The organism is Vibrio sp. 1727 (genome assembly GCF_033344415.1).
Classification (GTDB): domain Bacteria; phylum Pseudomonadota; class Gammaproteobacteria; order Enterobacterales; family Vibrionaceae; genus Vibrio; species Vibrio alginolyticus.
Genome location: NZ_JAWPOT010000023.1, coordinates 23,413 through 47,043 on the forward strand (window position 1 = coordinate 23,413; position 23,631 = coordinate 47,043).

29 protein-coding genes are annotated in these 23,631 nt (G+C 45.0%); 11 read left to right on the forward strand and 18 right to left on the reverse strand.

Translation table 11 applies throughout. The annotated features are described in order from the left end of the window. Positions 1–66: 66 nt before the first annotated feature. Positions 67–1,332, reverse strand: coding sequence for a divalent metal cation transporter (locus R8O10_RS19520; RefSeq protein WP_318191661.1), 1,266 nt, complete (start codon positions 1,330–1,332; stop codon positions 67–69). Between the two features lie 341 nt (positions 1,333–1,673). On the opposite strand from R8O10_RS19520, the gene R8O10_RS19525 reads away from it, so the two are divergent. Both R8O10_RS19525 and R8O10_RS19530 read left to right on the forward strand, forming a co-directional pair. Next, positions 1,674–2,426 (forward strand): pseudouridine synthase, encoded by a 753-nt coding sequence (locus R8O10_RS19525; RefSeq protein ID WP_005388428.1) that lies wholly within the window; start codon positions 1,674–1,676, stop codon positions 2,424–2,426. Between the two features lie 103 nt (positions 2,427–2,529). Further along, positions 2,530–3,492 (forward strand): D-2-hydroxyacid dehydrogenase, encoded by a 963-nt coding sequence (locus R8O10_RS19530; RefSeq protein WP_149191737.1) that lies wholly within the window; start codon positions 2,530–2,532, stop codon positions 3,490–3,492. 89 nt (positions 3,493–3,581) lie between these two features. Here the strand turns inward: R8O10_RS19530 and yjgA are convergent, their stop codons facing one another. Beyond that, on the reverse strand, positions 3,582–4,109 hold the full coding sequence (yjgA, locus tag R8O10_RS19535) for a ribosome biogenesis factor YjgA (RefSeq protein WP_005381124.1): 528 nt from the start codon (positions 4,107–4,109) through the stop codon (positions 3,582–3,584). A 110-nt stretch (positions 4,110–4,219) separates the two neighbouring features. On the opposite strand from yjgA, the gene pmbA reads away from it, so the two are divergent. Beyond that, positions 4,220–5,563, forward strand: coding sequence for a metalloprotease PmbA (gene pmbA / locus R8O10_RS19540; protein WP_017821304.1), 1,344 nt, complete (start codon positions 4,220–4,222; stop codon positions 5,561–5,563). A 64-nt stretch (positions 5,564–5,627) separates the two neighbouring features. Here pmbA and mgtE read toward each other — a convergent pair whose 3' ends face one another. The 11 genes from mgtE to R8O10_RS19595 all read right to left on the reverse strand — a co-directional run bounded on the left by mgtE (position 5,628) and on the right by R8O10_RS19595 (position 14,391). Further along, positions 5,628–6,986, reverse strand: coding sequence for a magnesium transporter (gene mgtE, locus R8O10_RS19545; protein WP_318191662.1), 1,359 nt, complete (start codon positions 6,984–6,986; stop codon positions 5,628–5,630). Between the two features lie 149 nt (positions 6,987–7,135). After that, positions 7,136–7,411, reverse strand: a complete 276-nt coding sequence (locus tag R8O10_RS19550) for an HPr family phosphocarrier protein (RefSeq protein ID WP_005381120.1) — start codon at positions 7,409–7,411, stop codon at positions 7,136–7,138. A gap of 2 nt (positions 7,412–7,413) precedes the next feature. Further along, the gene (gene rapZ, locus R8O10_RS19555) at positions 7,414–8,277 is read right to left on the reverse strand and encodes an RNase adapter RapZ (RefSeq protein WP_054577138.1); all 864 of its coding nucleotides are present in this window, start codon (positions 8,275–8,277) and stop codon (positions 7,414–7,416) included. Between the two features lie 14 nt (positions 8,278–8,291). Continuing rightward, the gene (gene ptsN / locus R8O10_RS19560) at positions 8,292–8,738 is read right to left on the reverse strand and encodes a PTS IIA-like nitrogen regulatory protein PtsN (protein WP_005381116.1); all 447 of its coding nucleotides are present in this window, start codon (positions 8,736–8,738) and stop codon (positions 8,292–8,294) included. A gap of 2 nt (positions 8,739–8,740) precedes the next feature. Next, a complete protein-coding gene (gene hpf, locus R8O10_RS19565; protein ID WP_005381114.1) occupies positions 8,741–9,028 on the reverse strand; it encodes a ribosome hibernation promoting factor in 288 nt (95 codons plus the stop codon). Between the two features lie 24 nt (positions 9,029–9,052). After that, a complete protein-coding gene (locus R8O10_RS19570; RefSeq protein WP_005381112.1) occupies positions 9,053–10,522 on the reverse strand; it encodes an RNA polymerase factor sigma-54 in 1,470 nt (489 codons plus the stop codon). 50 nt (positions 10,523–10,572) lie between these two features. Continuing rightward, the gene (lptB, locus tag R8O10_RS19575; protein WP_005381111.1) at positions 10,573–11,298 is read right to left on the reverse strand and encodes an LPS export ABC transporter ATP-binding protein; all 726 of its coding nucleotides are present in this window, start codon (positions 11,296–11,298) and stop codon (positions 10,573–10,575) included. Position 11,299: 1 nt separating this feature from the next. Next, positions 11,300–11,794 carry a lipopolysaccharide transport periplasmic protein LptA gene (lptA, locus tag R8O10_RS19580; protein ID WP_005381109.1) on the reverse strand — a complete coding sequence of 165 codons (495 nt, stop codon included), beginning with the start codon at positions 11,792–11,794 and terminating at the stop codon, positions 11,300–11,302. Next, the gene (lptC, locus tag R8O10_RS19585) at positions 11,775–12,338 is read right to left on the reverse strand and encodes an LPS export ABC transporter periplasmic protein LptC (protein ID WP_005381106.1); all 564 of its coding nucleotides are present in this window, start codon (positions 12,336–12,338) and stop codon (positions 11,775–11,777) included. Before lptC ends, lptA begins: the two co-directional genes overlap by 20 nt. A gap of 86 nt (positions 12,339–12,424) precedes the next feature. Beyond that, positions 12,425–13,396, reverse strand: a complete 972-nt coding sequence (gene kdsD, locus R8O10_RS19590; RefSeq protein ID WP_005381104.1) for an arabinose-5-phosphate isomerase KdsD — start codon at positions 13,394–13,396, stop codon at positions 12,425–12,427. A gap of 29 nt (positions 13,397–13,425) precedes the next feature. Then, on the reverse strand, positions 13,426–14,391 hold the full coding sequence (locus R8O10_RS19595) for a calcium/sodium antiporter (RefSeq protein WP_005381102.1): 966 nt from the start codon (positions 14,389–14,391) through the stop codon (positions 13,426–13,428). A 374-nt stretch (positions 14,392–14,765) separates the two neighbouring features. Between R8O10_RS19595 and mlaF the strand changes: the two genes are divergently transcribed. The 8 genes from mlaF (at position 14,766) to R8O10_RS19635 (ending at position 20,207) form a co-directional block, all read left to right on the forward strand. After that, entirely contained in the window at positions 14,766–15,569 is an 804-nt protein-coding gene (mlaF, locus tag R8O10_RS19600) for a phospholipid ABC transporter ATP-binding protein MlaF (protein ID WP_005388422.1), read from the forward strand. Continuing rightward, the gene (gene mlaE, locus R8O10_RS19605; protein WP_005381100.1) at positions 15,559–16,350 is read left to right on the forward strand and encodes a lipid asymmetry maintenance ABC transporter permease subunit MlaE; all 792 of its coding nucleotides are present in this window, start codon (positions 15,559–15,561) and stop codon (positions 16,348–16,350) included. Before mlaF ends, mlaE begins: the two co-directional genes overlap by 11 nt. Before the next feature lie 2 nt (positions 16,351–16,352). After that, positions 16,353–16,841, forward strand: coding sequence for an outer membrane lipid asymmetry maintenance protein MlaD (gene mlaD / locus R8O10_RS19610; protein ID WP_005381099.1), 489 nt, complete (start codon positions 16,353–16,355; stop codon positions 16,839–16,841). Between the two features lie 2 nt (positions 16,842–16,843). Next, positions 16,844–17,482 (forward strand): phospholipid-binding protein MlaC, encoded by a 639-nt coding sequence (mlaC, locus tag R8O10_RS19615; protein ID WP_017821301.1) that lies wholly within the window; start codon positions 16,844–16,846, stop codon positions 17,480–17,482. Continuing rightward, the gene (locus tag R8O10_RS19620; protein ID WP_005381093.1) at positions 17,482–17,802 is read left to right on the forward strand and encodes a lipid asymmetry maintenance protein MlaB; all 321 of its coding nucleotides are present in this window, start codon (positions 17,482–17,484) and stop codon (positions 17,800–17,802) included. Before mlaC ends, R8O10_RS19620 begins: the two co-directional genes overlap by 1 nt. Positions 17,803–17,805: 3 nt before the next feature. Further along, on the forward strand, positions 17,806–18,060 hold the full coding sequence (ibaG, locus tag R8O10_RS19625; protein ID WP_005381092.1) for a BolA family iron metabolism protein IbaG: 255 nt from the start codon (positions 17,806–17,808) through the stop codon (positions 18,058–18,060). Positions 18,061–18,069: 9 nt separating this feature from the next. Beyond that, positions 18,070–19,326: a UDP-N-acetylglucosamine 1-carboxyvinyltransferase gene (gene murA, locus R8O10_RS19630; protein ID WP_005388419.1), complete on the forward strand. Its 1,257-nt coding sequence runs from the start codon at positions 18,070–18,072 to the stop codon at positions 19,324–19,326. Between the two features lie 155 nt (positions 19,327–19,481). Next, entirely contained in the window at positions 19,482–20,207 is a 726-nt protein-coding gene (locus R8O10_RS19635; protein ID WP_005381088.1) for a 1-acylglycerol-3-phosphate O-acyltransferase, read from the forward strand. 85 nt (positions 20,208–20,292) lie between these two features. On the opposite strand, the gene R8O10_RS19640 is transcribed toward R8O10_RS19635, so the two are convergent. The 5 genes from R8O10_RS19640 to R8O10_RS19660 all read right to left on the reverse strand — a co-directional run bounded on the left by R8O10_RS19640 (position 20,293) and on the right by R8O10_RS19660 (position 23,505). Next, positions 20,293–20,682 carry a RidA family protein gene (locus R8O10_RS19640; RefSeq protein WP_005381087.1) on the reverse strand — a complete coding sequence of 130 codons (390 nt, stop codon included), beginning with the start codon at positions 20,680–20,682 and terminating at the stop codon, positions 20,293–20,295. 130 nt (positions 20,683–20,812) lie between these two features. Continuing rightward, positions 20,813–21,274: an aspartate carbamoyltransferase regulatory subunit gene (pyrI, locus tag R8O10_RS19645; protein ID WP_005381086.1), complete on the reverse strand. Its 462-nt coding sequence runs from the start codon at positions 21,272–21,274 to the stop codon at positions 20,813–20,815. A 15-nt stretch (positions 21,275–21,289) separates the two neighbouring features. After that, positions 21,290–22,219, reverse strand: a complete 930-nt coding sequence (gene pyrB, locus R8O10_RS19650) for an aspartate carbamoyltransferase (protein WP_318191670.1) — start codon at positions 22,217–22,219, stop codon at positions 21,290–21,292. Positions 22,220–22,305: 86 nt separating this feature from the next. Then, positions 22,306–22,401: a hypothetical protein gene (locus R8O10_RS19655; RefSeq protein WP_005381084.1), complete on the reverse strand. Its 96-nt coding sequence runs from the start codon at positions 22,399–22,401 to the stop codon at positions 22,306–22,308. Positions 22,402–22,500: 99 nt separating this feature from the next. Then, entirely contained in the window at positions 22,501–23,505 is a 1,005-nt protein-coding gene (locus tag R8O10_RS19660; RefSeq protein WP_318191663.1) for an ornithine carbamoyltransferase, read from the reverse strand. Positions 23,506–23,631 lie beyond the last annotated feature (126 nt).

The window sequence follows — 23,631 nt, forward strand, 5'->3', positions numbered from 1 at the left end:
CCTTTTTCTTTATTTACGGTTTAGTTTCTTTAAGCGGAATGCATTAATCACTGATAGCTATCTCATTTACATCAACCACTTCCACCAGATAAATACAGCCAAGAAGCCAAACAAGTAAATCAGGCCTGCAATCGACAACCACTTTAGTTTAGGTCCAACAGCCAAAGGCTCAGGTAACTCAGTTTTGCGCACTAATGTGTAATTTAGCAGAGCAAAGAATGGCGTGGTCATAAAGGCGAGGATCATCGCAAAGTTCAGCATAGGCAATAACGCAGAAGCCCAGAAAACCACAATACCCAATGCAAGTAAGGAGACTACCAGCATGATCGCTGAAGTGGTTTTAGGGTTAGTGTCTGGTTGCGAGCGCAGTAAGCGTTGAGAATCCGAAATAACGCGCGAATAGCCATCAATAACGGTAATCGTGCTGCCAAAGATACAGAAAAACGCAATTACCGCGATCAAGTAACGAGACCATTCGCCAATCGTTGCCGCATATAAGCCAACCAATTGGTGGGAGAAGCCAACGCCAGAGCTTTCAAGCGCAACGCCAGAACCATAAAGCATCAAAGAGCCTAGCGATACAAAGATAATGGCAAGAAACGCCGTGCCAATATAACCGACATTAAAGTCAAATAGAGCAGAGCGGTATGTTACTTCTTGCTGGCTTGATTGGCGTTTTAGCCACGCTGAGGTTAAACAGGAGATCTCTATCGGTGCAGGCATCCACCCCATTGTCACGACGATAAAACCAATAGCCGCAATAGACCAAGGTGACGGCGGCTCGAAGTTGGCTACTTGCTCAACAGGGTTACCAAAGGCGATAGAAACAGCGAGTAAAGTCGCGATGGTTAACACCGACATGATCACCTTAGATAGCGTATCGAGCGCTTTGTAATGGCCAGCAAATAATATGATCAGGCAGGTGACAATCACAATGATGTTGAGTGATGCCATTGATAGTGAAAACGGAATGAAGTAGCCCAGCAAGCTAGCGCTAAACATCAACAAAGCGGCGGTATTGATGACGGCCGATACCACGCTAAGAAATAGAAATAGCCATAGATAAGGCCGACCTAATTTCGCGTAGCCCTCAACCAAAGTGAGCCCTGTCCCCATGGTGTACTGTACGCCCGCTCGGAAAAAAGGGTATTTAAACAGGTTTACGAGCAGAATCAGTGCAGCCAATTGCCAACCATAAATCGCACCAGCCTTGGTTGATGCCACGAGGTGAGAGCCACCGACCGCAGCAGATGCCATTAATATGCCGGGGCCTAGCGAACGAAAAAATAAGGAAAGTTTGGATTGGGGTTTATCTATAACGGCGGAGTCCATTGCTTATTGTCCTTTTTATCTTATGTATCTTTCTAAAGAGATACATACCGCAGTACATGACAGGCTGAGCGCTCGCCCTATACTGCGCAACGGTAATGTCTTTTAAATGCTGTATTTGATGTATTTATTTTAAGTATTCTTTGCGAATATCATGCTGTGTGCATCTAGCACTCTATTCAGTTATGCGTCTTGTTGTCAAACTAAATTTACAACGTGCTATTTTTAGTTTTTATGCTAAAGGATTGACTTTACTTTATTGGTTTTAACTTTTCTTCCGAACCCTGCATCTGGATGCTATTTGGGTATATAATCGCGGCGTTTTTATTTTGTAGAGATCTCCCATGGCAATGCTTGAATATACCCCTCCCACCGACCCTTGGGTTGATATCGTTTTTGAGGATGACGACATTCTGGCAGTGAATAAACCATCAGGGCTGCTGTCTGTCCCTGGTCGCCTTGCAGAGCATTACGACAGCATGTGGAGCCGCCTCAAAGAGTTGCATCCAGAAATTCAAGTTGTGCATCGCTTGGATATGTCGACATCAGGGTTGATGTTGCTGGCGAAAAACAAACCAGCGGAGCGAGCATTAAAAAAGCAGTTCCAATATCGCCTCACTCACAAGGTGTATTACGCACGTGTTTGGGGGCATGTTGAGCCGCAAGAAGGGAATATTGATCTTCCATTAATTTGTGATTGGCCAAATCGTCCACGACAAAAAGTATGTTTCGACGACGGCAAACCATCTCAAACTTTATTCCAAGTGGTGAAGCGTGAAGTACACCCTGATGGCACCCATACGACCGTTGTGCGACTACTGCCCATTACTGGTCGATCGCATCAGTTACGCGTGCATTTGATGGCGATTGGTCATGCGATTATTGGTGATGAGTTTTATGCAACTGAAGAGGCGTATCAGTTTTCAGAGCGTTTAGAGTTGCACGCTGCGGAGCTAAGTTTTTATCACCCAGCTACGGATCAGTTGAGAAGTATTTTTGTACCCTGTGACTTTTATCCTGAAGCCGAGGCGATGATCTTTAACTATTTTTCGCCAGAGCGTACATTGCCTGATTATAAAACGTTGCCACACCCTTAATGCCAATTGCACTCAACAGCGGTTCTTTCTAGTTCGCTATTTTTGGCTATTTCGTTACTGTGGTTGATGTATCCTGTCTTTCAGCCGTGAACAAGGAGTTGTTATGTCTTTGCCAAGCATCGTATTTTTAGACCGAGCGACCATCCCAGAACATATTGAGATCCCACGACCTAGCTTTCCGCACCACTGGCGTGAGTACGACCTAACTGCGCCTGGGCAGGTAATAGAAAGGTTAGCAGATGCCGATATCGTGATTAGCAATAAAGTCCTGCTTGACCAACATGTATTAGAGCAACTACCAAAATTACGAATGATCGCGGTTGCCGCAACTGGTTTTAACAACGTCGATGTGAACTACTGTGCTAATCATGATATTGCGGTTGCTAATGTACGTGGTTATGCGACGCGTTCGGTGCCCGAGCACGTGATGGCAATGTTATTCGCTTTAAGACGGAATTTATTTGGGTACCACCAAGATATTGCCGCAGGTGAGTGGCAGCGTAACCAGCAGTTTTGTTTTTTTACTCACCCAATCGGGGATATTGGTGGTAGCACGTTAGGTGTTGTTGGTAGTGGGGCACTAGGGCAAGCGACGGCGAATCTGGCTCAAGCGTTAGGAATGACCGTGTTGTTTTCTGAGCGTAAAGGGGCGGCAGAATGTAGACCAGGTTATGTGTCGTTTGAGGAAGTATTAAAACGCTCCGATGCGCTGACTTTGCATTGCCCGCTCAACGATCATACTCAGAATTTAATTGGTCAAGCAGAGTTGAAACAAATGAAGTCCAACGCCATTTTGATTAATACAGGGCGTGGAGGTTTGGTGGATGAGAGCGCACTGGTGGATGCCTTAAAACAGCAAGAAATTGCAGCGGCTGGTTTTGATGTTTTTACACAAGAACCGGCTGATGAGAGCAATCCGCTGATTGCCAATATGAGTTTACCTAATTTGTTACTGACACCGCATGTTGCATGGGGCAGCGACTCATCTATCCAACGTTTAGCGGAAATCTTGATTGAGAACATTAACGCTTTCGAGCGCGGAGACCGCGTTAATCGCTTAGTGTAACGCTGACTGTAAAACCAAAGATAAAAAAAGCAGACATTGACGTCTGCTTTTTGCGTTTAAATCGAATGCTCATTGCTTGAGCCCTCGAATTAAAACTCTTCTTCGTTTAGACCTTTAAGGATCTGAAAGATTTCGCGGTACGCTTTTGCTGGTTTCCCAGCTTTTTTCTCTTTCGCTGCTTGGCGAGCAAGTTGGCGTAGACGCTGACGATCCGCTTCTGGGTACATTTCCATTACGTCATCAATGGCTTTGTCACCTTCTTCCACTACGCGATCACGCAACGCTTCAAGTTTGTGGAATACCGCCGTTAATTGAGAGTGCTTATTACGAATTTTATCCAGTGCGGCTTGGATTGGCTCTGGATCTTCGTAACGCATCAATTTACCGATACGTTGTAATTGGCGACGACGCGCTTCATTTTTAAAGCGTTGCGCGTCAGCAATTGCTTCTCGCAAATCTTCGCTCAATGGAAACTTTTCTAGAACTGAAGGTTTGAGGCCGACAAGCTCCTCACCTAGCTTTTGCAGTTCTTCCATGTCTCGCTTCATCTCGGATTTACTTACCCAGATGATCTCTTCTTCTGGTTCCCATGGCGCTTTTTGATTCTTACGTGCCATTTCAGTTGCCTGTGTTTTGATTAATATTATGACTATTTTAACAAGAATCATGGGGAGAAAGCGAAATTCTTGTTATCCTATTGTTCATCAAAGACAAGATGTGAAAGACAATGGATATTAAACAGCAGGTTGCTGAGCAACGTACCGAGCTAGAGCAAGCCGTAGCAAGAGCTTTAAAGCTTGCATCGGCAAAATCTGACGCCGCCGAAGTCGCAATTACTAAAAGCACTGGTTTAAGTGTTTCAACTCGTATGGGTGAAGTAGAAAATGTCGAGTTCAACAGCGATGGTGCGCTGGGCATTACCGTTTACCGAGGTCAACGCAAAGGCAGTGCTTCCACGTCTGATTTAAGTGAAGCTGCAATCGAGCAAACCGTTATAGCGGCGCTAGATATTGCACATTACACATCTGAAGACCCATTTGCAGGCCCTGCAGCGAAAGAATACATGGTGCAAGAGATCCCTGAGCTTGATCTTTTCCACCCTGACGCACCCGATCCAGACTATGCTGCCAATGTGGCGATTGCAGCAGAAAAAGAGGCGCTAAATTATAATAGTGCAATCAAACAAAGTGATGGCGCGAGTTATGATAGTCATTACGGCGTGAAAGTGTATGGCAATAGCCATGGCTTATTAGCTAGTTATGCGTCTAGCCGACATAGTACTAGCTGTTGTGTAATTGGCGTTGGTCAAAACGGCGAGATGGAACGTGATTACAGCTACACCGTGGCACGTCATCGTGATGACTTATGGACCCCAGAAACGGTGGGTCGTAAGGCGGCAGAGAATACGGTTAACCGCCTAGATGCGCAGCGTCTAAAAACAGGTCAATACCCAATCATGTTTGCGGCTGATGTTGCGACAGGCTTGATTGGCCATCTCGTTATGGCGATCAGCGGTGGTAACCTGTACCGAAAATCTTCTTTCTTACTTGACCATCTAGGCAAACAAGTGCTTCCTGAATGGTTCAATATCTCAGAACGTCCGCATGTATTGCGTGGTTTGGCATCAAGTCCATTCGATAGTGAAGGTGTGTACACTCAAGACCGTGAGATCATTACCGACGGTGTGCTAGCAACTTATCTGTTAACCAGTTATGCCGCACGTAAAATGAAGATGACGCCGACAGGTCACGCTGGTGGGATTCATAACTGGTACGTGAAGTCGACAGGCCAAAACTTCGAACAAATGCTTAAAGAGCTCGGTACTGGTCTTCTAGTGACAGAAGTCATGGGACAAGGTGTGAACGTGGTAACGGGGGATTACTCTCGCGGTGCCGCAGGCTTCTGGGTTGAGAATGGCGAAATCCAATACCCAGTATCAGAAATTACCATCGCAGGTAATCTAAAAGACATGTTCACCAAGATTGTGGCGGTTGGTAGTGATATTGAAACGCGCTCACAAATCCAAACGGGCTCTATCCTACTGGATACCATGAAAGTGGCGGGTGAATAAGCTTTTCTAGCAATTCAGAATCAAAAAAGCCTGATGTGTTCATCAGGCTTTTTCGTTTTTTCTGTTAGGTAATCAGTATTGTGGCAAGCCCTAAGAAGACAGATAAACCAATCACATCCGTCACCGTTGTTAATGCCATACCACCAGCTAAAGCAGGATCGATGTTCATTTTTTTCAATAGGATTGGAATCGTTACTCCTGCAATACCTGCGACCAATAAGTTGGTCAGCATGGCGGCGGAAATGATTCCTCCGAGCATCCAGTTACCTTTCCAAGCAACAACAATACCACCAATAATCAGCGCCCACATGATACCGTTGAGTAAGCCGATCGAAGCTTCTTTCATTAACAGTTCGCGTTTGTTTGAGTCACCGATATGACCAAGAGCAAGACCACGAATCACTAGTGCGACGGTTTGGTTACCAGCGACACCACCCATGGACGGAACAATCGTCATCAATACTGCAATGGCCGCCATTTGATCTAATGTGGCCTCAAACATATTAGAAACGGAAGCAGCAGCAAGGGCGGCTAATACGTTAGCGCCAAGCCAGATACTGCGTTTGCGAGCTGATTTTACAACAGGCGCGAAAGTATCTTCGTCATCGTCCATACCCGCCATACTCATCATCGAGTGTTCCGCGTCTTCACGAATAACGTCAACCACGTCATCGATGGTGATACGACCGACCAAATGCAAGTTTTCATCAACAACAGGTGCAGATACCCAATTACGGCGTTCGAACAGACTCGCAACATCTGAGTCGCTAGTATCGACGGTGATGGCCTCGTCCGCGTCTTCCATTACATCAACGATTTTTACGTCTGGCTGAGTGGTAATAAGCGTCGTGATCGGCAGTTCACCGATGAGCTTACTCTCTTCATCGATCACATACAGGGCATCCGTAGCTTCTGGAAGCTCGCCTTTCATACGTAGATAACGCAAAACTACGTCCACATCGACGTCACCACGAATTGTGATGACGTCGGTGTTCATCAGTCCACCCGCAGTGTCTTCTGGGTAGGATAGGGCGGTTTCGACCCGTAGACGGTCAGAGGAGTCCATTTGCGACAGGACTTCGCGTGACAGGTTGTCAGGCAAGCTACGCAGTACGTAAGCCACGTCATCGGTATCCATGCCTTCTGTCGCTTCTGCAAGCGCTTCTGGTGCCATTTTGGATACGAGGCTGTCTTTGACGTCTTCGTTCAGCTCGTCAAGGATTTCACCATAATCTTCAGGGTCGGTGAGTTGCCAAAGAACTTCACGGCTCTTACGTGGGGAGGCTTCTAAAAGGTGAGCGATATCCTCAGGTTCCATGTCCTGTAATTGACGACGAACATGGACGAAGCGGCCATTTTCTAGCGCTTCTGTGACTTCTTGGAGGGCTTGGTGAGCTTGGTCGAATTCAATTTGCTCTGCCATTCATTCCTCCCAATTCCTGATATTTACAATGCGTTGAATAATAACTTAATTCTAGGCGCCTTTTAATAACAACTTATGATACTAAGCAAATTTATTTATTAGGTCAGGGAAGAGAAAGATAATGGGAGGTAAGAAAAAAAGCGAGTAAACTACTCGCCTTCATCAAATTTATCTTCGATCAAGTGGCAAACGGCATCCAGTGCTTCTTCCGCTTGCCCACCCGTTGCGTGGATCGTGACGTATTGTCCTTGAGCGGACTCTAGCATTAACAGGCCCATTACGCTGTCTGCTGTGGCGGTTTTGTCTTCTTCATTGTCGATGGTGATGACCGCTTCAAAGCTCTGTGCCAGTTCGACCAGTTTGACTGCTGCACGAGCATGTAAGCCAAGGCGGTTTTGAATCAATACTTTACGACTTAACTCCACGGCTACTCCTTAGCGTTTTTCTCTAGTGAGGTATGGCGAATTTGTACTTGGTGTCCTTTGTTGGAGAAGTATTCACCGATTTGCTGAGTTAAGTACACCGAGCGGTGCTTACCACCAGTACAACCGATTGCAACGGTCAGGTAGCTGCGGTTGTTTTTCTCAAGCAGAGGTAACCAATTCTCTATAAAGCTTTCAATTTGATATTTCAAACTTAACACCGATTGGTGTTGCTCTAAAAATGCGGCGATAGGAGCATCCAGACCTGTAAGCGGGCGTAGTGCTGGTTCCCAATGTGGGTTAGGTAAGAAGCGAACGTCGAATACGTAATCGGCATCGGAAGGCAGGCCGTATTTAAAACCAAAAGACTCAAATACCATAACGAGCCCTTTGCGATCTCTGCCTTCAACGCGCATACGCACGGTTTCACTCAATTCATGCAAAGACTGCCCACTACTATTTAGGACCAGATCTGCATGCGCTTTGAGTGGCGTCAAAATTTGCTTCTCACGCTCGATGGCTTGATCGAGCGAGAGGGAGGTGCCACCTAAAGATAACGGGTGAATTCGGCGTGTTTCGCTGTAGCGTTTGAGTAGCGTTTCTTTATTAGCGTCCAAGAAAAGCACGGTCACATCAAGCTCAGTTTTTAACTGTTCTAGTGTACTCGTCAGTTCTTTTAGCTTTTTAGGAATATTACGAATATCAATGCTGACTGCAACATTCTGTTTGCTGTCAGCAACAGAATGAACAAATGCGTCCAGCAAGTTAACTGGCAGGTTATCAACACAGTAGTAACCTAAGTCTTCCAGTACACGAAGCGCAATACTTTTACCGGCACCTGAGTGCCCGCTAACAACGATTAGTCGCATGGAGTTAGTCCTGCTTATTGGTGAATCATGATGTCGTAAAGTTCTTCATCACTCTGAGCATTACGCAGTAGTTTTAATACTTGCTTATCGCTCAGACGTTCTGCCATAGAGGATAGAGTCTTGAGGTGCTCTTTGCACTGTTCTTCTGGTACAAGGAGCGCAAAAAGAAGATCGACAGGTCGATTGTCAATCGCATCAAATTCGATTGCTTCATCACATTGCAGTAAGACAGCAATGGCCTTGTCGCTTGATTGCATTCTCGCGTGAGGGATCGCAATACCGTTTCCGATACCGGTACTGCCCATTTTTTCTCTATTGAGCATGCATTCGAACAGCTCGGTAGAATCTTGGCCCGTTTGATCAGCCACGATACGGCTGATCATTTCAAGGGCGCGTTTTTTACTCGTGCAGTGGACCGCACTTTTGGTGCAGTCCAATGACAGTATTTCGCTCAGTTGCATGATTAATGACTGTTTAGTTTTTCTTTGTGCTTATTAAGTTGGCGAACCAATTTATCTACCAGCGAATCGATCGCGGCATACATATTTTCGTCATCGGCTGATGCGTGGATTTCGCCTTGATTTATGTGAAGCGTAGCTTCCGCGATTTGAGTAATTTTTTCAACTTTTAGTACAACATGCACTTGATTGATATGGTCGAAGAACCTTTCGAGCTTCTGAAACTTAGAATTTACATAGTCTTGCATTGAATCGGTAAGATCAACGTGATGGCCTTGAATATTGATTTGCATAGACTTTCCTTTTCAGTTAGTGCCTTATAATAGGCGTTTACGCTGACTTGAAGGGGCAATTCCCAAGGATTCGCGATATTTGGCTATCGTACGTCTTGCGACCTGAATCCCTTGGTCAGCCAGAAGAGCAGCAATCTTGCTATCACTCAGTGGTTTGGCAGTATTCTCTGCTGCGACCAGTTTTTTAATGAGTGCACGAATTGCTGTTGACGAACATTCTCCGCCGTTGTCAGTACTAACATGGCTAGAGAAGAAGTACTTCAATTCAAAAATACCACGTGGTGTATGCATAAATTTTTGCGTTGTTACACGAGAAATCGTGGATTCATGCATGTCCACAGCCAAAGCGACATCATTGAGTACCATTGGCTTCATGGCTTCCTCACCATACTCGAAGAAATCTTGTTGATGTTCAACAATACATCTTGCAACTTTGAGTAGCGTCTCGTTTCTACTCTCTAAGCTCTTAATTAACCATTTTGCCTCTTGCAAATTGCTGCGGATGTACTGGCTATCCGCGCTATTACCTTTGCCTAATTGAGCATATTGTTGATTTACTTTTAATTTTGGCACGCTATCCGGGTTTATAGAAACGGTCCATTTGCCATTGTCTTTAAAAACGGATACGTCTGGAATTACGTACTCGGTATCATCAGGAGTGATGCGACTACCTGGACGAGGATCTAACTGTTGGATAAGCTTTAAGACTTCACGCAGATCGGCTTCTTTCAGCTTAGTCTCTTTGATGACGAGCTTGTAGTCACGGTTGCCTAGGTGATCAATATGATCCGCAAGTATCATTTTGGCTTCAGCAAGCCATGGCGTGTCTTCTGGGAAGGTCGTCAGTTGCAGTAACAAACATTCTTGTAAGTTACGCGATGCAACGCCAAGAGGATCGAATTGTTGAATGCGTTTACGAACGGCTTCTACTTCGTCTAACTCTATCTCTTCATTATCGAAGCTCTCATGAATCTCTTCAGGCGACAAAGTTAAATAGCCGTAGTCGTCAACAGCGTCAATAATCGCTAATGCAATCGTGCGGTCGGTTTCACTGAATGGTGTTAGGTCAAGCTGCCACATGAGGTAATCATGTAATGATTCAGTGGTTTCGCCTTGGTAGACGGGCATATCATCATCAAGAGCTAAGCCAGTGCTACCAGTATTCGCGCTGTAGACGTCATCCCAAGTCGTGTCGATTTCAAGTTCAGAGCTAATTTCTGATTTCTCTATCACATCGGAGCTATCTGGAACGTCAATTTCTGTTGGTTCGCTAGCACTGTTGCTATCAGCAGCCTCGACCGCTGACTTATCTTCACCGTTTGCTAGAGGCTCGTCTTGGCCTTCTTCAACTTCCAATAATGGGTTTGAGTCCAACGCTTCTTGGATTTCTTGTTGAAGATCGAGTGTCGACAATTGCAATAAGCGAATCGCTTGCTGCAACTGTGGCGTCATGGCTAACTGCTGACCTAGCTTGAGTTGTAATGAAGGTTTCATTCAGTGTTACTTACCTTGTAATGCTCAGAATCTTACCGTTCCTAATATAATCATAGACGGAATTGTTCGCCGAGATAAACTTGTTTCACCTGTTCATTATTGAGAACTTCTGCCGGAGTTCCCGATGCAATTAGGTGCCCTTGGCTCACGATATAGGCTTTTTCACATACGTCCAGTGTTTCACGTACATTATGGTCAGTGATTAACACTCCGAGACCACGATCGCGCAGATGCTCAATGATTTTCTTGATGTCATTAACCGAAATTGGGTCAACACCAGCGAAAGGTTCATCCAATAAAATGAACTGAGGGTTGGCCGCTAAAGCTCGAGCGATTTCCACCCTGCGTCGCTCACCCCCTGATAGTGCCATACCAGCACTGGTTCTGATGTGCTGGATGTGGAATTCTTCCAACAAATCTTCCAGTTTATCTTGGCGCTCTTCCCTCGTCATTTCTTGACGAGTTTCAAGTACGGCCATGATGTTATCTTCTACTGAAAGCTTACGGAAAATCGACGCTTCTTGCGGAAGATAGCCAATGCCAAGTCGTGAACGGCTATGCATCGGCAAAATACTGATGTCATTGTCGTCAATGGTAATGGTGCCTTCATCGCGAGGTACTAAGCCGACAATCATGTAAAACGAGGTGGTTTTACCCGCACCGTTTGGACCGAGCAGCCCAACAATCTGACCAGATTCAACTTCTAAGCTAACATCAGTGACGACTTTGCGTTTTTTGTAGCTTTTCGCCAAGTTTTTCGCACTCAGTACTGCCATATTAGTTCTCTATCTGATTGGGTTGCAAAATGGTCGTAACGCGCTCTTCCTTAGAGCTATCTGCGACTAGCTTTTGTTTACCAATTTGGTAACGAATCGAAGAACCTTTGATGGTGTTGTTGTCTTGCGCCAGCTGCGCTTGACCTTTCATGGTCAGTTCGTCTGTAGAAATACGGTAATCCAACTCCGTAGCTTGACCACTAAGTGTTTTACCATCGTCCATCAGCTGAGAAAACTTCGCAGGTTTACCAAATGCTTGAATCTGTTTAATTGCTTCGGTTTTAGGATCGCGAGTTACCACGATTCTATCAGCATCGATATTGATGCTCCCTTGCTTAAGAGATACATCGCCTTCAAAAACAACCTGGTTACTCTTCATATCCACCTGTTGGGTGTCAGAGTTTATGTAAACCGGCTGTTGAGTATCCGACTTGAGTGCCAGCGCTTGAGGCGCCGCCAATACCAGTGCCAGTAGGCTAAGGTGTAACGGTTTCATATCGACCTTGAACTTCATCTGTCAGAGTCGCAGTATGCTGTTTTAAGTTGCCTTGCATTGCGCCTCCAGTAGTTTCAAATTGTGGTCCAACCAACATCACTTGTTGGTCAGCTTTAAAATCACGATTGGTTAGATTAATGACCAATTTGTCTGTTGCCATGGTATCAAAACTCGCACCAGGCAGAAGATTTTGCATTAAGACTTTGTCATATAAAGTCAAAACTTGGTCTTCATCTAACACTGCTCTTGTGGCAGTCACCTTCCATTCAATGACGCTACCTTCACGGTAAACCATCAAAGTCGGGTTATTAAAAATAGTATCTCCACTCTTAGCATAATGGTCTAAGTTAGTGGAGCGAATGATGTAACTGCGGACACCATCTTCACCGTAGGTGATGTTTTCTAATCCAGAACCACTGAACATGGGCAGTTCAGAATCTGGTGCTACTTGAATTGCGTCGTTGCCTTTAGGGGTTAGTAGGTAATAACCGCACCACGCTACAACGAAGATCAAGAGCAAATAAATAAGGCGAGTAAAACTCATATAATGAAGGCCTATCGTTTAGCTCAGTACTTCCCTGACCATTGCCTTTATTCGTCTAATAAATGATTTAAATGTTTGTGCTGATATTACATCACGCCAGCTTTTAGTAAATCGTGCATGTTCAGTGCACCCACAATTTTTTCGTCTTTACATAAAATCAGAGCGTTAATGTTTTTATTCTGCATCAAGTTCAAACCTTCAACCGCCAGCATATCAGGGTGTGCTGTGGTTGGGTTTGTCGTCATGACCTCGCCAATTGCCGTCGTATGAATATCGATACGCTTGTCTAAGGTACGACGTAAATCACCATCGGTGAATATACCAAGCATAGCATCGTGCTCATCGACGATGGCTGTCATGCCTAACCCCTTTTCTGAAATTTCAAGCAGGGCATCGCGAATTAATGCGTCAGGAGAAACTTTAGGTAACGCTTCTCCAAAGTGCATAATATCAGACAACTTAAGTAGCAGTTTTCTCCCCAGTGCACCACCTGGGTGAGATAGGGCAAAATCTTCGGCAGAAAAACCACGAGCTTGAAGCAGAGCTACGGCTAATGCATCTCCCATCACTAATGTGGCAGTCGTACTGCTAGTTGGCGCCAGGCCTAACGGACAAGCTTCTTGAGGTACCGTAATTTGCAGGTGTAAGTCAGACAGCTTGGCCATATTTGATTCTGGCTTACCTGTCATGCTGATGATCTTAATATTCAGGCGCTTTAATACTGGAAATAGAGACAGAATTTCGTTTGATTCACCAGAGTTAGAAATTGCCAGCACAATGTCACCAGGGCTAATCATACCCAAGTCACCATGTGCGGCTTCGCCTGGATGAACGAAAAACGCCGAAGTCCCAGTGCTTGCCAGAGTGGCGGCAATCTTGTTACCAATATGGCCTGACTTGCCAATACCCATAACGACAACTTTGCCGTTGTTGGAAAGGATAAGTTCACACGCTTTTTCAAATTGATCATCAAAGTAGGTATCTAGCTCTTGCAGAGCAGCAACTTCGATATCAAGAACTTGTTTAGCAGCAGCGCGAAAATCAAATTGATTGGACATATCAGATCTCTACTTATTGATCGTGGTAATTAAGCGGTCATGTTTGCGAATAAGTACACTTGGTAACCTAAGAAGCACACAAACAAGATGGCACCTTCAATACGGTTAATACTGCGTGATTTACCCAAACACATCGCGACAAGTAACAATGAAACGCCTAACATGACCCAGAAGTCACGTCCCATCGCGTACTCACTGAGCACCGATGGATTAATGATGCCAGGAATCCCCATTACCGCCAGAATGTTAAACACATTCGAACCGATAATGTTACCGACAGCCATGTCGTCTTCACCCTTTAAAACTCCCGCAAGTGATGCGGCTAGTTCTGGCAGGCTAGTGCCAATGGCGATAATAGTTAGACCGATAACAAGGTCGCTCATACCAAAGTGTTTAGCAATAATTACCGCGTTATCAACCAGCATGCTGGCTGCCAAAGGAAGCAGTATCAAGCCAATAACCACCCACATGATTGCTTTAGGGTTACTGACGCCTTCTGGGATCTCTGACTCTTGGTCATCAAGAAAAACATCACCTGATTTTTGCTCTTTGCGGCTGATTTGCAACATAGCAAATAAAAATGCCCCAAAGAGTACAAACAATAAGACACCCTCATAAAAACCGAGATGGCTATTCCAAAGCAGAATACCAGCGAGTACGGTTACGGCTATCATGAGTGGAAGTTCTCGGCGGATGACGGCGGAGCTAATCGACAAAGGCTTGATCAGCGCTGTAATACCTAGGATTAACGCAATGTTCGCTATGTTTGAGCCTAATACGTTACCCACCGCTGTATCTGTTTTGCCATCCCAAGCAGCGGTTGCAGATACCATCATCTCAGGGGCAGATGAGCCCATCGCAAGGATTGTCATGCCGATGACAAGCGGGGAAATACCGACGTTGCGGGCTATCGCTGCAGAGCCAAAAACAAGTTTATCTGCACTCCAAACAAGCAAAACAAGACCGACTATAAGCAACGCAACGGCTTCGAGCATGAGAATTCCTAAGTATTAAATAAGTAAAATGAATAACCGCTAATTTTGACCTTTTGCGGCCTAAAATGGAAGATAAACGAAGAATAAATTAAAGGTTAGTAACGAAAATGTATGTAAATCTCACTCATTTAAATGAGCAATTCTGGTCTAGGATTTAAACACTTCGTGCTAATTAGGTCATAAACCATGAGAAATTGCAGGGATATAGTCGACTTTATTTAATTGAACAGTGCTTTAAATTCAACGCCAATGTGCTTATGATTGCAGCCTAATAAATGTACCGACGTTACTTTATTAAACGTAGAATTCAACTCCGATGAGTATCTGCTTGATGATTCCGTGAGTTGCAACGCTCCTACAGTAGAAGAGATGATATGTCGAACAACGATTTAGTCACCGTGAACAACCTCACTTTTTCACGGGGAGAACGCATGATCTTTGATGATATTGATCTGCATGTTCCTGAGGGCAAAGTGACGGCCATTATGGGACCATCGGGAATTGGTAAAACAACACTGCTGCGTTTGATTGGTGGTCAGTTGTATCCCGAGCAAGGAGAGATCTGGTTTGATGGAGACAATATTCCCTCTCTCTCGCGTAAAAAACTCTACCATGCTCGAAAGAAAATGAGCATGTTGTTCCAGTCAGGGGCTTTATTCACTGATTTGAATGTTTTTGATAATGTCGCCTTTCCATTGAGAGAGCATACCGATTTATCGGAAGATTTGATTCGCACCATGGTGTTACTCAAGCTCGAAGCTGTCGGTCTACGCGGCGCGGCGCAATTAATGCCGAGTGAGCTTTCAGGTGGTATGGCAAGACGCGCTGCTTTGGCTCGTGCAATCGCACTTGACCCTGACCTGATCATGTACGATGAGCCGTTTGTGGGGCAAGACCCAATCACTATGGGCGTTTTGGTTGAGCTAATTAGCAATCTAAACCAAGCGTTAGGTTTGACCTCTATTGTGGTTTCTCACGACGTACCTGAAGTCATGAGTATTGCTGACTGGGTATACCTGATGGCCGATGGAAAAATCATCGCCTATGGTACGCCAGAAGAGCTGACTCAAAACTCTGATCCTCGTGTCCAGCAGTTCTTACAAGGTGATGCCGACGGTCCTGTACCGTTTCGTTTCCCTTCTCAAAGTATCGAAAAGGACTTATTTGATGGTCGATAACTTCATTCACTTTGTCGCCTCGCTGGGTCGACGCACGCTTTCTATTTGCGGAGCATTTGGTCGTGCGACTTTCATGTTGATTGGGGCGCTATTTTCTAAGCCACAACCGATCAGAAGCTTTCCTCTGCTTGTTAAGCAACTTTATTCTGTTGGTGTTCAGTCGCTGGCGATCATCGTCGTATCTGGTCTGTTCATTGGAATGGTTTTGAGTCTACAAGGCTATGTTGTGTTGGTGGATTACGGCGCAGAAGGCAGTTTGGGGCAAATGGTAGCGCTTTCGTTACTCCGTGAATTAGGACCCGTTGTTACTGCACTTTTGTTTGCTGGTCGTGCCGGTTCTGCGTTAACCGCAGAGATAGGTCTAATGAAAGCAACGGAACAACTGTCTAGCCTTGAAATGATGGCGGTAGACCCATTGAAACGAGTGATTGCACCACGGTTTTGGGCTGGGGTTATCTCAATGCCTTTACTGGCTATGATTTTCATGGCTGTGGGAATTTGGGGCGCTCAGCTTGTTGGTGTTGACTGGAAAGGCGTTGATCACGGCAGTTTTTGGTCAGCGATGCAGTCCTCTGTTGAGCTAGGGCAAGACATTGGTAACAGTATGATCAAATGTTTTGCGTTTGCAATTACGGTTACTTGGGTCGCTCTATTTAACGGTTATGATGCTATTCCAACATCGGAAGGGATCAGCCGAGCAACTACGCGCACTGTTGTGCATTCTTCTTTAGCAGTACTAGGATTAGACTTTGTACTGACCGCATTGATGTTTGGGAATTAATCATGCAACAAACACGTAAAACTGAATTATGGGTTGGCAGCTTTGTATTAGCGGGAATTTGCGCGATTCTTGTGATGATTTTTCAAGTTGCTGACGTAAAAAGCATTGGCTCTGGTGATACTTATACCCTCAAAGCCGAGTTCGATAATATTGGCAGTTTAAAAGTTCGTTCTCCCGTAAAAGTGGGGGGCGTTGTGATTGGTCGAGTAAGTAGTATTTCGCTTAACCCAGACAACTTATTGCCAGTTGTAACACTATCTATCAATAGCAAATACAATCAGTTCCCAGAAACGTCGAGCGTACAAATTTTGACATCTGGCCTGATTGGTGAGCAATACATTGGTTTAGTACCTGGCTTCGTTTTTGATGATGAAGTCATGCTAGTGGATGGTGATACCATCGAAGACACCAAATCGGCGCTTGTGCTTGAAGACTTAATTGGTCAAGTACTATACAGCGTAGGTGGTTCAGACGACTCAAGTAAGGAATAACTATGTTAGCGAGATTACTACTTTCAGTTTGTGCTGTGTTTAGCGTCTTTGGAGCAACAGCAGCAGAGGTGGATAAAACTGAACCTTATAAGATGATGAAGCAGGTAGCTGAAGTCACGTTCGAAAGATTGAAAGCCGAACAGCCGAAAATCAAACAAGATCCAAATTTACTTAAAGTGATCGTTGAAGAAGAGCTAATGCCTTACGTCAACTACCGCTATGCAGGGTTAAAACTTCTTGGTCCAAACTTAAAAGGTGCTAAGCGTGAAGATGTACTTGAGTTTATCGATGCATTTCGTGCGTACCTGATTGCGTCTTATGCACAAGTGTTGACGCAATACTCTGACCAAAAAATTGAGTTTGGTCCTGAGCCTAGCATTGATGACTCTAAGCGTATTACAAGCATTAAAGTTGATATCATCGATACTCCGCGTCCAAACATCAAACTTGAGTTTAAACTGCGTAAAGACAACCACTCTGGTGAGTGGGAAGCATTCGATATGATTGCAGAGGGCATTAGTTTGCTTTCTAGTAAACAATCCGAATGGAACAGTAAAATTCGTCAAGAAGGTATTCTATCTGTTGCTAAAGACCTAGAAAAATTGGCCGCAGAACCGATCCGCTTCGAGGCTAAGAAATAATGGCCCAGACTCCCGCTCAGTGGCAATTGGATCAAAACATTCTTAAGCTAACAGGGGCACTTGATAGAGATACAGTGCCTTCATTGTGGGCGTATGCACAGCAATGGCAACCTGCTCAATCGGAGCTGGAATGCTCGCTAAAAGAGATAGAGCGCGTCGACTCTGCAGGAATGGTGATGTTAATCCACTTATTAGAGCATGCAAAAAAGCAAAACTGTCATATAATGCTCAGTTTCGTGCCGGCGCAACTGCGCACTTTGTTTCAACTGAGCAATGTTGAATCTTTAGTGGCCAAACACATACAGAATTATCAGGGGTAAATTGTGGATAGCGCAAAAGTACAACAGTTATTAGAAGAAGCACTAAACCTTCAAGAAGTGCATGTGAAAGGTGAAGGTAGCCACTATGAAGTGGTTGCTGTTGATGCTTGTTTCGATGGAATGAGCCGCGTTAAGAAGCAGCAGCTAATTTATGCTCCTCTGATGGAATACATCCAGCGTAACGACATTCACGCATTATCAATCAAAGCGTTCACACCAGAAGAGTGGGCTCGTGATAAGAAATTGATGTCGCTTTAAGGTTTATTGATGGAAAAGTTTCGAGTTATTGGGTCAGATAAACCACTAGTTGGTGAAGTGACCATTTCAGGTGCAAAAAACGCAGCACTGCCGATTTTATTTGCGTCTATCTTGGCGGAAGAGCCAGTAGAAGTGGCAAACGTACCACACCTTCGTGATATCGATACAACCATGGAATTGCTTAAGCGTTTAGGCGCGAAAGTAAGCCGCAATGGCTCTGTTCATGTTGATCCAAGCAGTATTACAGAATACTGTGCGCCTTATGACTTGGTGAAAACCATGCGTGCTTCTATTTGGGCTTTGGGTCCTTTGGTGGCGCGCTTTGGTCAAGGTCAGGTTTCTTTACCAGGCGGTTGTGCTATTGGCGCTCGTCCTGTGGATCTACATATTTCTGGTTTAGAGCAGCTTGGCGCAACCATTACATTAGAAGATGGTTATGTGAAAGCAGAAGTGGATGGTCGTCTAAAAGGCGCGCACATCGTGATGGATAAAGTCAGCGTAGGCGCGACGATCACCATCATGTGTGCCGCAGCGCTGGCGGAAGGCACAACAACACTAGATAACGCTGCGCGTGAGCCTGAAATCGTCGATACCGCTGATTTCCTAAATAAGCTTGGCGCAAAAATCTCTGGCGCTGGCACAGATACCATTACGATTGAAGGTGTTGAGCGCCTAGGCGGTTGTAAACACAACGTGGTTGCTGACCGTATTGAGACGGGAACATTCCTTGTCGCAGCAGCAGTATCTGGCGGTAAAGTGGTATGTCGCAACACTAATGCTCATTTGCTTGAAGCGGTTCTCGCCAAGCTGGAAGAAGCTGGCGCGCTTGTCGAAACGGGTGAAGATTGGATCTCCGTTGATATGACCGACCGCGAGCTAAAAGCGGTAAGTGTACGTACTGCGCCACATCCTGGTTTCCCGACGGATATGCAAGCTCAATTTACGCTTCTGAACATGATGGCGAAAGGTGGCGGCGTGATCACAGAGACTATCTTTGAAAACCGCTTTATGCACGTACCAGAACTCATGCGTATGGGCGCTAAAGCTGAGATCGAAGGCAATACGGTTATCTGTGGTGATGTTGAGTCACTCAGCGGTGCGCAAGTCATGGCAACCGATCTACGAGCTTCGGCTAGTTTGGTTATTGCAGGTTGCATTGCTAAAGGCGAAACCGTCGTTGATCGTATTTACCATATCGACCGTGGTTACGACAAAATCGAAAATAAACTGGCTGCACTTGGCGCAAATATTGAGCGAGTGAGCTAGTCAAGTTAAACTGCACCGCAGGTAACTTGGATATCAAGAGAGCCGAAACCTGAGTTTCGGCTTTTTTATATCACTCTCATGACCATATTTTCCCTTTATGGAAAGAGAGATATTAATAGCTGTATCTGGCAAAAGCCGGTTCCTGGAGAACAAGAATGATTGCACTGTTACGTGTATTTGCTGTCGCTATCTTTGCGATTGTTATGTTTATTGGTGGTTGTGGTTACTGCCTATTAAGCCCTAGAAACCCTAAGCACGTTTTCACTTTTGGCCGTTTGTTTGCCAAGATGTCTCGTGTGTTTGGGATTAAGTTAGAGTTGCGTATCCCTGAAGATGCGTATTCACGCGGCCAACATGTTTACATTGCTAACCACCAGAACAACTGGGACATGTTTACTGTTTCTGCGGCTGTGACTCCGAAAGTTGTGACAGTAGGTAAAAAGAGCTTGGCTTGGATGCCACTGTTTGGTCAGCTTTACTGGCTTACGGGTAACATTCTGATTGACCGAGCGAATCGTTCTAAAGCAAAAGGTACTATCGATCAGGTCGTGAGCAGTATGAAAGAAAGTGATGTTTCTGTGTGGATGTTCCCAGAAGGCACGCGTTCTCGTGGGCGTGGTTTGCTTCCATTCAAAACAGGTGCTTTTCATGCGGCAATTGGTGCAGGTGTGCCAATCATTCCTATCGTATGTAGCTCGACGAATAAAATTAAGCTGAACCGTTGGAACAATGGTCATGTGATTGTTGAAATGCTACCTCCAATCAGCACTGAAGGCTATGGTAAAGAGGGCATTCGCGAGTTAGCGAATATCTGTCGTGAACAGATGAAAGAGAAGCTTGAATCGTTAGATGAAGAAGTCAAACAGCGCAACGCTGCTTAAGTTTTACTGCGATATCATCACGAAAAGACAATAAAAAACGGGTAGCCTGAGCTACCCGTTTTTTTATGTTTGTCAGCAAGTGCAATTATTTGCGAACAGCGATTGCTTCAATCTCGATGCCAACATCTTTTGGTAGGCGAGCTACTTCTACACAAGAGCGTGCAGGGTAGTTTGCTACGCCGTGCTCATCAAAGAACTTGCCGTAAACTTCGTTCACTGTGCCAAAGTCATTTAGGTCTTTAACAAAAACCGTTAGCTTTACAATATCAGATACTTTAAGACCTGAAGATTCAACTACAGCCTTTACGTTTTCTAGAGACTGACGAGCTTGTTCTGCGATATCAGCAGACACTTCACCTGTCGCTGGGTTTACTGGGATTTGGCCTGAAGTAAGAACCATGTTACCTAGATCTACGCCTTGAACGTAAGGACCGATTGCTGCTGGTGCAGACTCAGTGTGAAGTACTTTCGTCATTTGATTTTTTCCATCAGTTGTAGGGAATAAAGATTCTCAGTTTGCCTCTAAACCCTCGGTAGGTAAAGAGCAAAATACCCTGACATTGCAGGGTATTTTAAACGTATCACAGCCTAGTCGTGCGGCGTGTTTATCGCTCGGTTACGATCTCGCGTGAGAACACTTTCTCGCAGTATTTACACTTTAGGCGGATTTCTTGTTTTTTCTCGAACACGCTAAAGCTGCTTTCTACTGGTTCATTATGAGAAATACAGTTTGAATTCGGGCATTCAAATACATCATTGATGCGCTCAGGAAGCTCTAACGCGAGCTTTTTCACCACTTCATAATTCTCGATTTGATTCACGGTCGCGTGAGGAGCATACAACGCTAGCTTGCTCGCTTGCTCTTCATTGATAAACACATTTTCGATTTTGAGTAGATCTTTATGACCGAGTGCTGATGATGGCAAGTTCAGTCCAATCGTTACTCGTTGTGATGAATTGTGCATATCGAACAGTCTTAATACTTTGATGCCGATTTGCGCAGGGATGTGGTCGATGACCGTACCATTTTTGATTGCTTCTACCTGCAATTGAGTTTCTTTAGCCATGATTTTTCCCCTCGATTACAGTATTTCGTTTAGAACAAGCGCCAGCAGTGCTTGGCGAGCATACACGCCATTTTGAGCTTGCTGGAAGAAGTAGGCATGAGGCGTTTTATCAACATCAGTTGTAATTTCATCCACACGTGGTAGTGGGTGCAGTACTTTCAAGTTCTCACGCGCGCCTTCTAGTAGTGCCGCCGTTAGGATGTAAGCCGACTTAATATGTGCGTATTCCGATTCGTCAAAACGTTCTTTCTGTACGCGTGTCATGTACAGAATATCCAGTTCAGGAATCACACTTTCCATGTCTGTGTGTAGGCTATATTGAATGCCAGCTTCGTCTAGTTCTTCGCAGATGTAATCTGGCATTGCCAGCGCATCTGGTGCAACAAAGAAGAAGCGGATGTTGTTAAACTTTGCTAAGGCTTGAGTCAGTGAGTGCACTGTGCGGCCATATTTTAGGTCACCTACGAATGCGATGTTCAGGTTGTCTAGACGCCCTTGTGTTTCCGCGATGGTGTATAGGTCGAGTAGCGTTTGAGTTGGGTGTTGGTTTGCACCGTCGCCCGCGTTGATCACTGGCACGCCATTTGAAAATTCAGAGGCCAAGCGAGCGGCGCCTTCTTGTGGATGACGCATCACAAAGGCATCGACGTAAGAAGAGATGACTTGTACTGAATCTGCGAGTGTTTCGCCTTTTTTCGCCAGAGAGGTATTACCATCATTATCAAAGCCAATCACGTCACCACCAATGCGCTGAATCGCTGTTTCAAACGATAAACGTGTACGTGTTGATGGTTCAAAGAAACAACTTGCAACGACTTTGTTTTTAATCAGTTCTGGTCGAGGTGCTTTTTTAAGGCTACCTGCTGTTTCTACGATAAGTTCCAGTTCTTCGCGTGAAAGCTCTGGAATAGAGATGATGTGCTTCTGGTAAAGCGAGTTCGCCATGATCTTCTTCCCTATAACATTGATGACTACATCCAAATAACCGAAAGGAATTTTGGACATAAAAAAACCTCCCCAATGGGGAGGTTTTAAAATTCAATAGAATTAACGAAAATAACACCACGTAAGCGTAGTCGCTTAGCGAGAGCAAATCGCGTTTTTACGTCAGCAATCAGCGTGGTCATTTCTTAATCCTCAGACAAATTGCCGAGCATTATACGCTTAACTTTCGTGAGCGCAAGCGATTACATCATGGTTTTTATCGGCTGTTTTTGCGCGCTGGTTTAGCTTCCTAGCGTCGCAACCATCACGGCTTTGATGGTATGCATACGGTTTTCAGCTTCGTCGAATACGATGGAGTATTCCGATTCAAATACCTCTTCTGTTACTTCAAGGCCTTTCATACCGTATTTTTCAGCGACTTCTTTGCCGACGGTGGTTTCATCATTGTGGAAAGCTGGAAGGCAGTGCATGAATTTCACATGTGGATTACCCGTTTGCTCAATCACGTCCATATTGATTTGATAAGGTGTCATTAACGCTACACGCTCATCCCATGCCTCGGCAGACTCACCCATAGACACCCAAACGTCGGTGTATAGGAAGTCACAACCTTTCACACCTTCCTCAACGCTTTCTGTTAACGTGATTTTTGCACCGGTTTGTTGCGCGATAGTTTGACAAGTTGCCACGAGCTCTTCTTCAGGCCAGAACGCTTTTGGCGCGACAAGGCGAATATCCATGCCCATTTTCGCTGCGCCCACCATAAGTGAGTTACCCATGTTGTTGCGCGCATCACCTAGGTAAGCGAAGGTTACTTCATGTAGCTGTTTACCACGGCCGTGCTCTTGCATGGTCAGGAAGTCAGCAAGGATCTGGGTCGGGTGGAACTCATCCGTTAAACCATTCCAAACTGGAACACCAGCATAAGTACCAAGCTCTTCAACAATGGATTGGTCAAAGCCTCGGTATTCAATCCCGTCGTACATACGACCAAGAACACGAGCGGTGTCTTTCATCGATTCCTTATGACCGATCTGCGAGCCAGAAGGGCCGATGTAAGAGACTTGAGCACCTTGGTCAAAGGCAGCGACTTCAAACGCACATCGGGTACGAGTCGAAGATTTCTCAAAGATTAGTGCGATGTTTTTACCTTGAAGTTTCTTCTGCTCTGTTCCTGCATATTTAGCTTTTTTCAGCTCTGCAGACAGTTCGAGCAAAAACTGGATTTCTTTGGTTGAGAAGTCCAATAGCTTCAAAAAGTTGCGGTTACGTAAATTGAAAGCCATAGCTCGTCCCTTAGTACATGTGATTAGATTAATAGAATTCATTAAAACATATAAATGCTTTTATTGTGAATAATTATTTTTAAATAAAGCTAAAAAAGGTTGATGTATTCACATCAACCTTAGTTT

Bases quoted from the DNA above. Each gene is read 5' to 3' on its own strand.
- pyrB (WP_318191670.1), bottom strand. From the start codon at position 22,219: ATGGCGAACTCGCTTTACCAGAAGCACATCATCTCTATTCCAGAGCTT.
- R8O10_RS19570 (WP_005381112.1), bottom strand. From the start codon at position 10,522: ATGAAACCTTCATTACAACTCAAGCTAGGTCAGCAGTTAGCCATGACG.
- pyrI (WP_005381086.1), bottom strand. From the start codon at position 21,274: ATGGCTAAAGAAACTCAATTGCAGGTAGAAGCAATCAAAAATGGTACG.
- yjgA (WP_005381124.1), bottom strand. From the start codon at position 4,109: ATGGCACGTAAGAATCAAAAAGCGCCATGGGAACCAGAAGAAGAGATC.
- pmbA (WP_017821304.1), top strand. From the start codon at position 4,220: ATGGATATTAAACAGCAGGTTGCTGAGCAACGTACCGAGCTAGAGCAA.
- lptC (WP_005381106.1), bottom strand. From the start codon at position 12,338: ATGAGTTTTACTCGCCTTATTTATTTGCTCTTGATCTTCGTTGTAGCG.
- mlaE (WP_005381100.1), top strand. From the start codon at position 15,559: ATGGTCGATAACTTCATTCACTTTGTCGCCTCGCTGGGTCGACGCACG.
- R8O10_RS19660 (WP_318191663.1), bottom strand. From the start codon at position 23,505: ATGGCTTTCAATTTACGTAACCGCAACTTTTTGAAGCTATTGGACTTC.
- mgtE (WP_318191662.1), bottom strand. From the start codon at position 6,986: ATGGCAGAGCAAATTGAATTCGACCAAGCTCACCAAGCCCTCCAAGAA.
- mlaF (WP_005388422.1), top strand. From the start codon at position 14,766: ATGTCGAACAACGATTTAGTCACCGTGAACAACCTCACTTTTTCACGG.
- mlaC (WP_017821301.1), top strand. From the start codon at position 16,844: ATGTTAGCGAGATTACTACTTTCAGTTTGTGCTGTGTTTAGCGTCTTT.
- rapZ (WP_054577138.1), bottom strand. From the start codon at position 8,277: ATGCGACTAATCGTTGTTAGCGGGCACTCAGGTGCCGGTAAAAGTATT.
- R8O10_RS19655 (WP_005381084.1), bottom strand. From the start codon at position 22,401: ATGACCACGCTGATTGCTGACGTAAAAACGCGATTTGCTCTCGCTAAG.
- R8O10_RS19635 (WP_005381088.1), top strand. From the start codon at position 19,482: ATGATTGCACTGTTACGTGTATTTGCTGTCGCTATCTTTGCGATTGTT.
- R8O10_RS19530 (WP_149191737.1), top strand. From the start codon at position 2,530: ATGTCTTTGCCAAGCATCGTATTTTTAGACCGAGCGACCATCCCAGAA.
- mlaD (WP_005381099.1), top strand. From the start codon at position 16,353: ATGCAACAAACACGTAAAACTGAATTATGGGTTGGCAGCTTTGTATTA.
- R8O10_RS19640 (WP_005381087.1), bottom strand. From the start codon at position 20,682: ATGACGAAAGTACTTCACACTGAGTCTGCACCAGCAGCAATCGGTCCT.
- hpf (WP_005381114.1), bottom strand. From the start codon at position 9,028: ATGCAAATCAATATTCAAGGCCATCACGTTGATCTTACCGATTCAATG.
- ptsN (WP_005381116.1), bottom strand. From the start codon at position 8,738: ATGCAACTGAGCGAAATACTGTCATTGGACTGCACCAAAAGTGCGGTC.
- kdsD (WP_005381104.1), bottom strand. From the start codon at position 13,396: ATGTCCAATCAATTTGATTTTCGCGCTGCTGCTAAACAAGTTCTTGAT.
- R8O10_RS19595 (WP_005381102.1), bottom strand. From the start codon at position 14,391: ATGCTCGAAGCCGTTGCGTTGCTTATAGTCGGTCTTGTTTTGCTTGTT.
- murA (WP_005388419.1), top strand. From the start codon at position 18,070: ATGGAAAAGTTTCGAGTTATTGGGTCAGATAAACCACTAGTTGGTGAA.
- R8O10_RS19520 (WP_318191661.1), bottom strand. From the start codon at position 1,332: ATGGACTCCGCCGTTATAGATAAACCCCAATCCAAACTTTCCTTATTT.
- R8O10_RS19525 (WP_005388428.1), top strand. From the start codon at position 1,674: ATGGCAATGCTTGAATATACCCCTCCCACCGACCCTTGGGTTGATATC.
- R8O10_RS19620 (WP_005381093.1), top strand. From the start codon at position 17,482: ATGGCCCAGACTCCCGCTCAGTGGCAATTGGATCAAAACATTCTTAAG.
- lptA (WP_005381109.1), bottom strand. From the start codon at position 11,794: ATGAAACCGTTACACCTTAGCCTACTGGCACTGGTATTGGCGGCGCCT.
- lptB (WP_005381111.1), bottom strand. From the start codon at position 11,298: ATGGCAGTACTGAGTGCGAAAAACTTGGCGAAAAGCTACAAAAAACGC.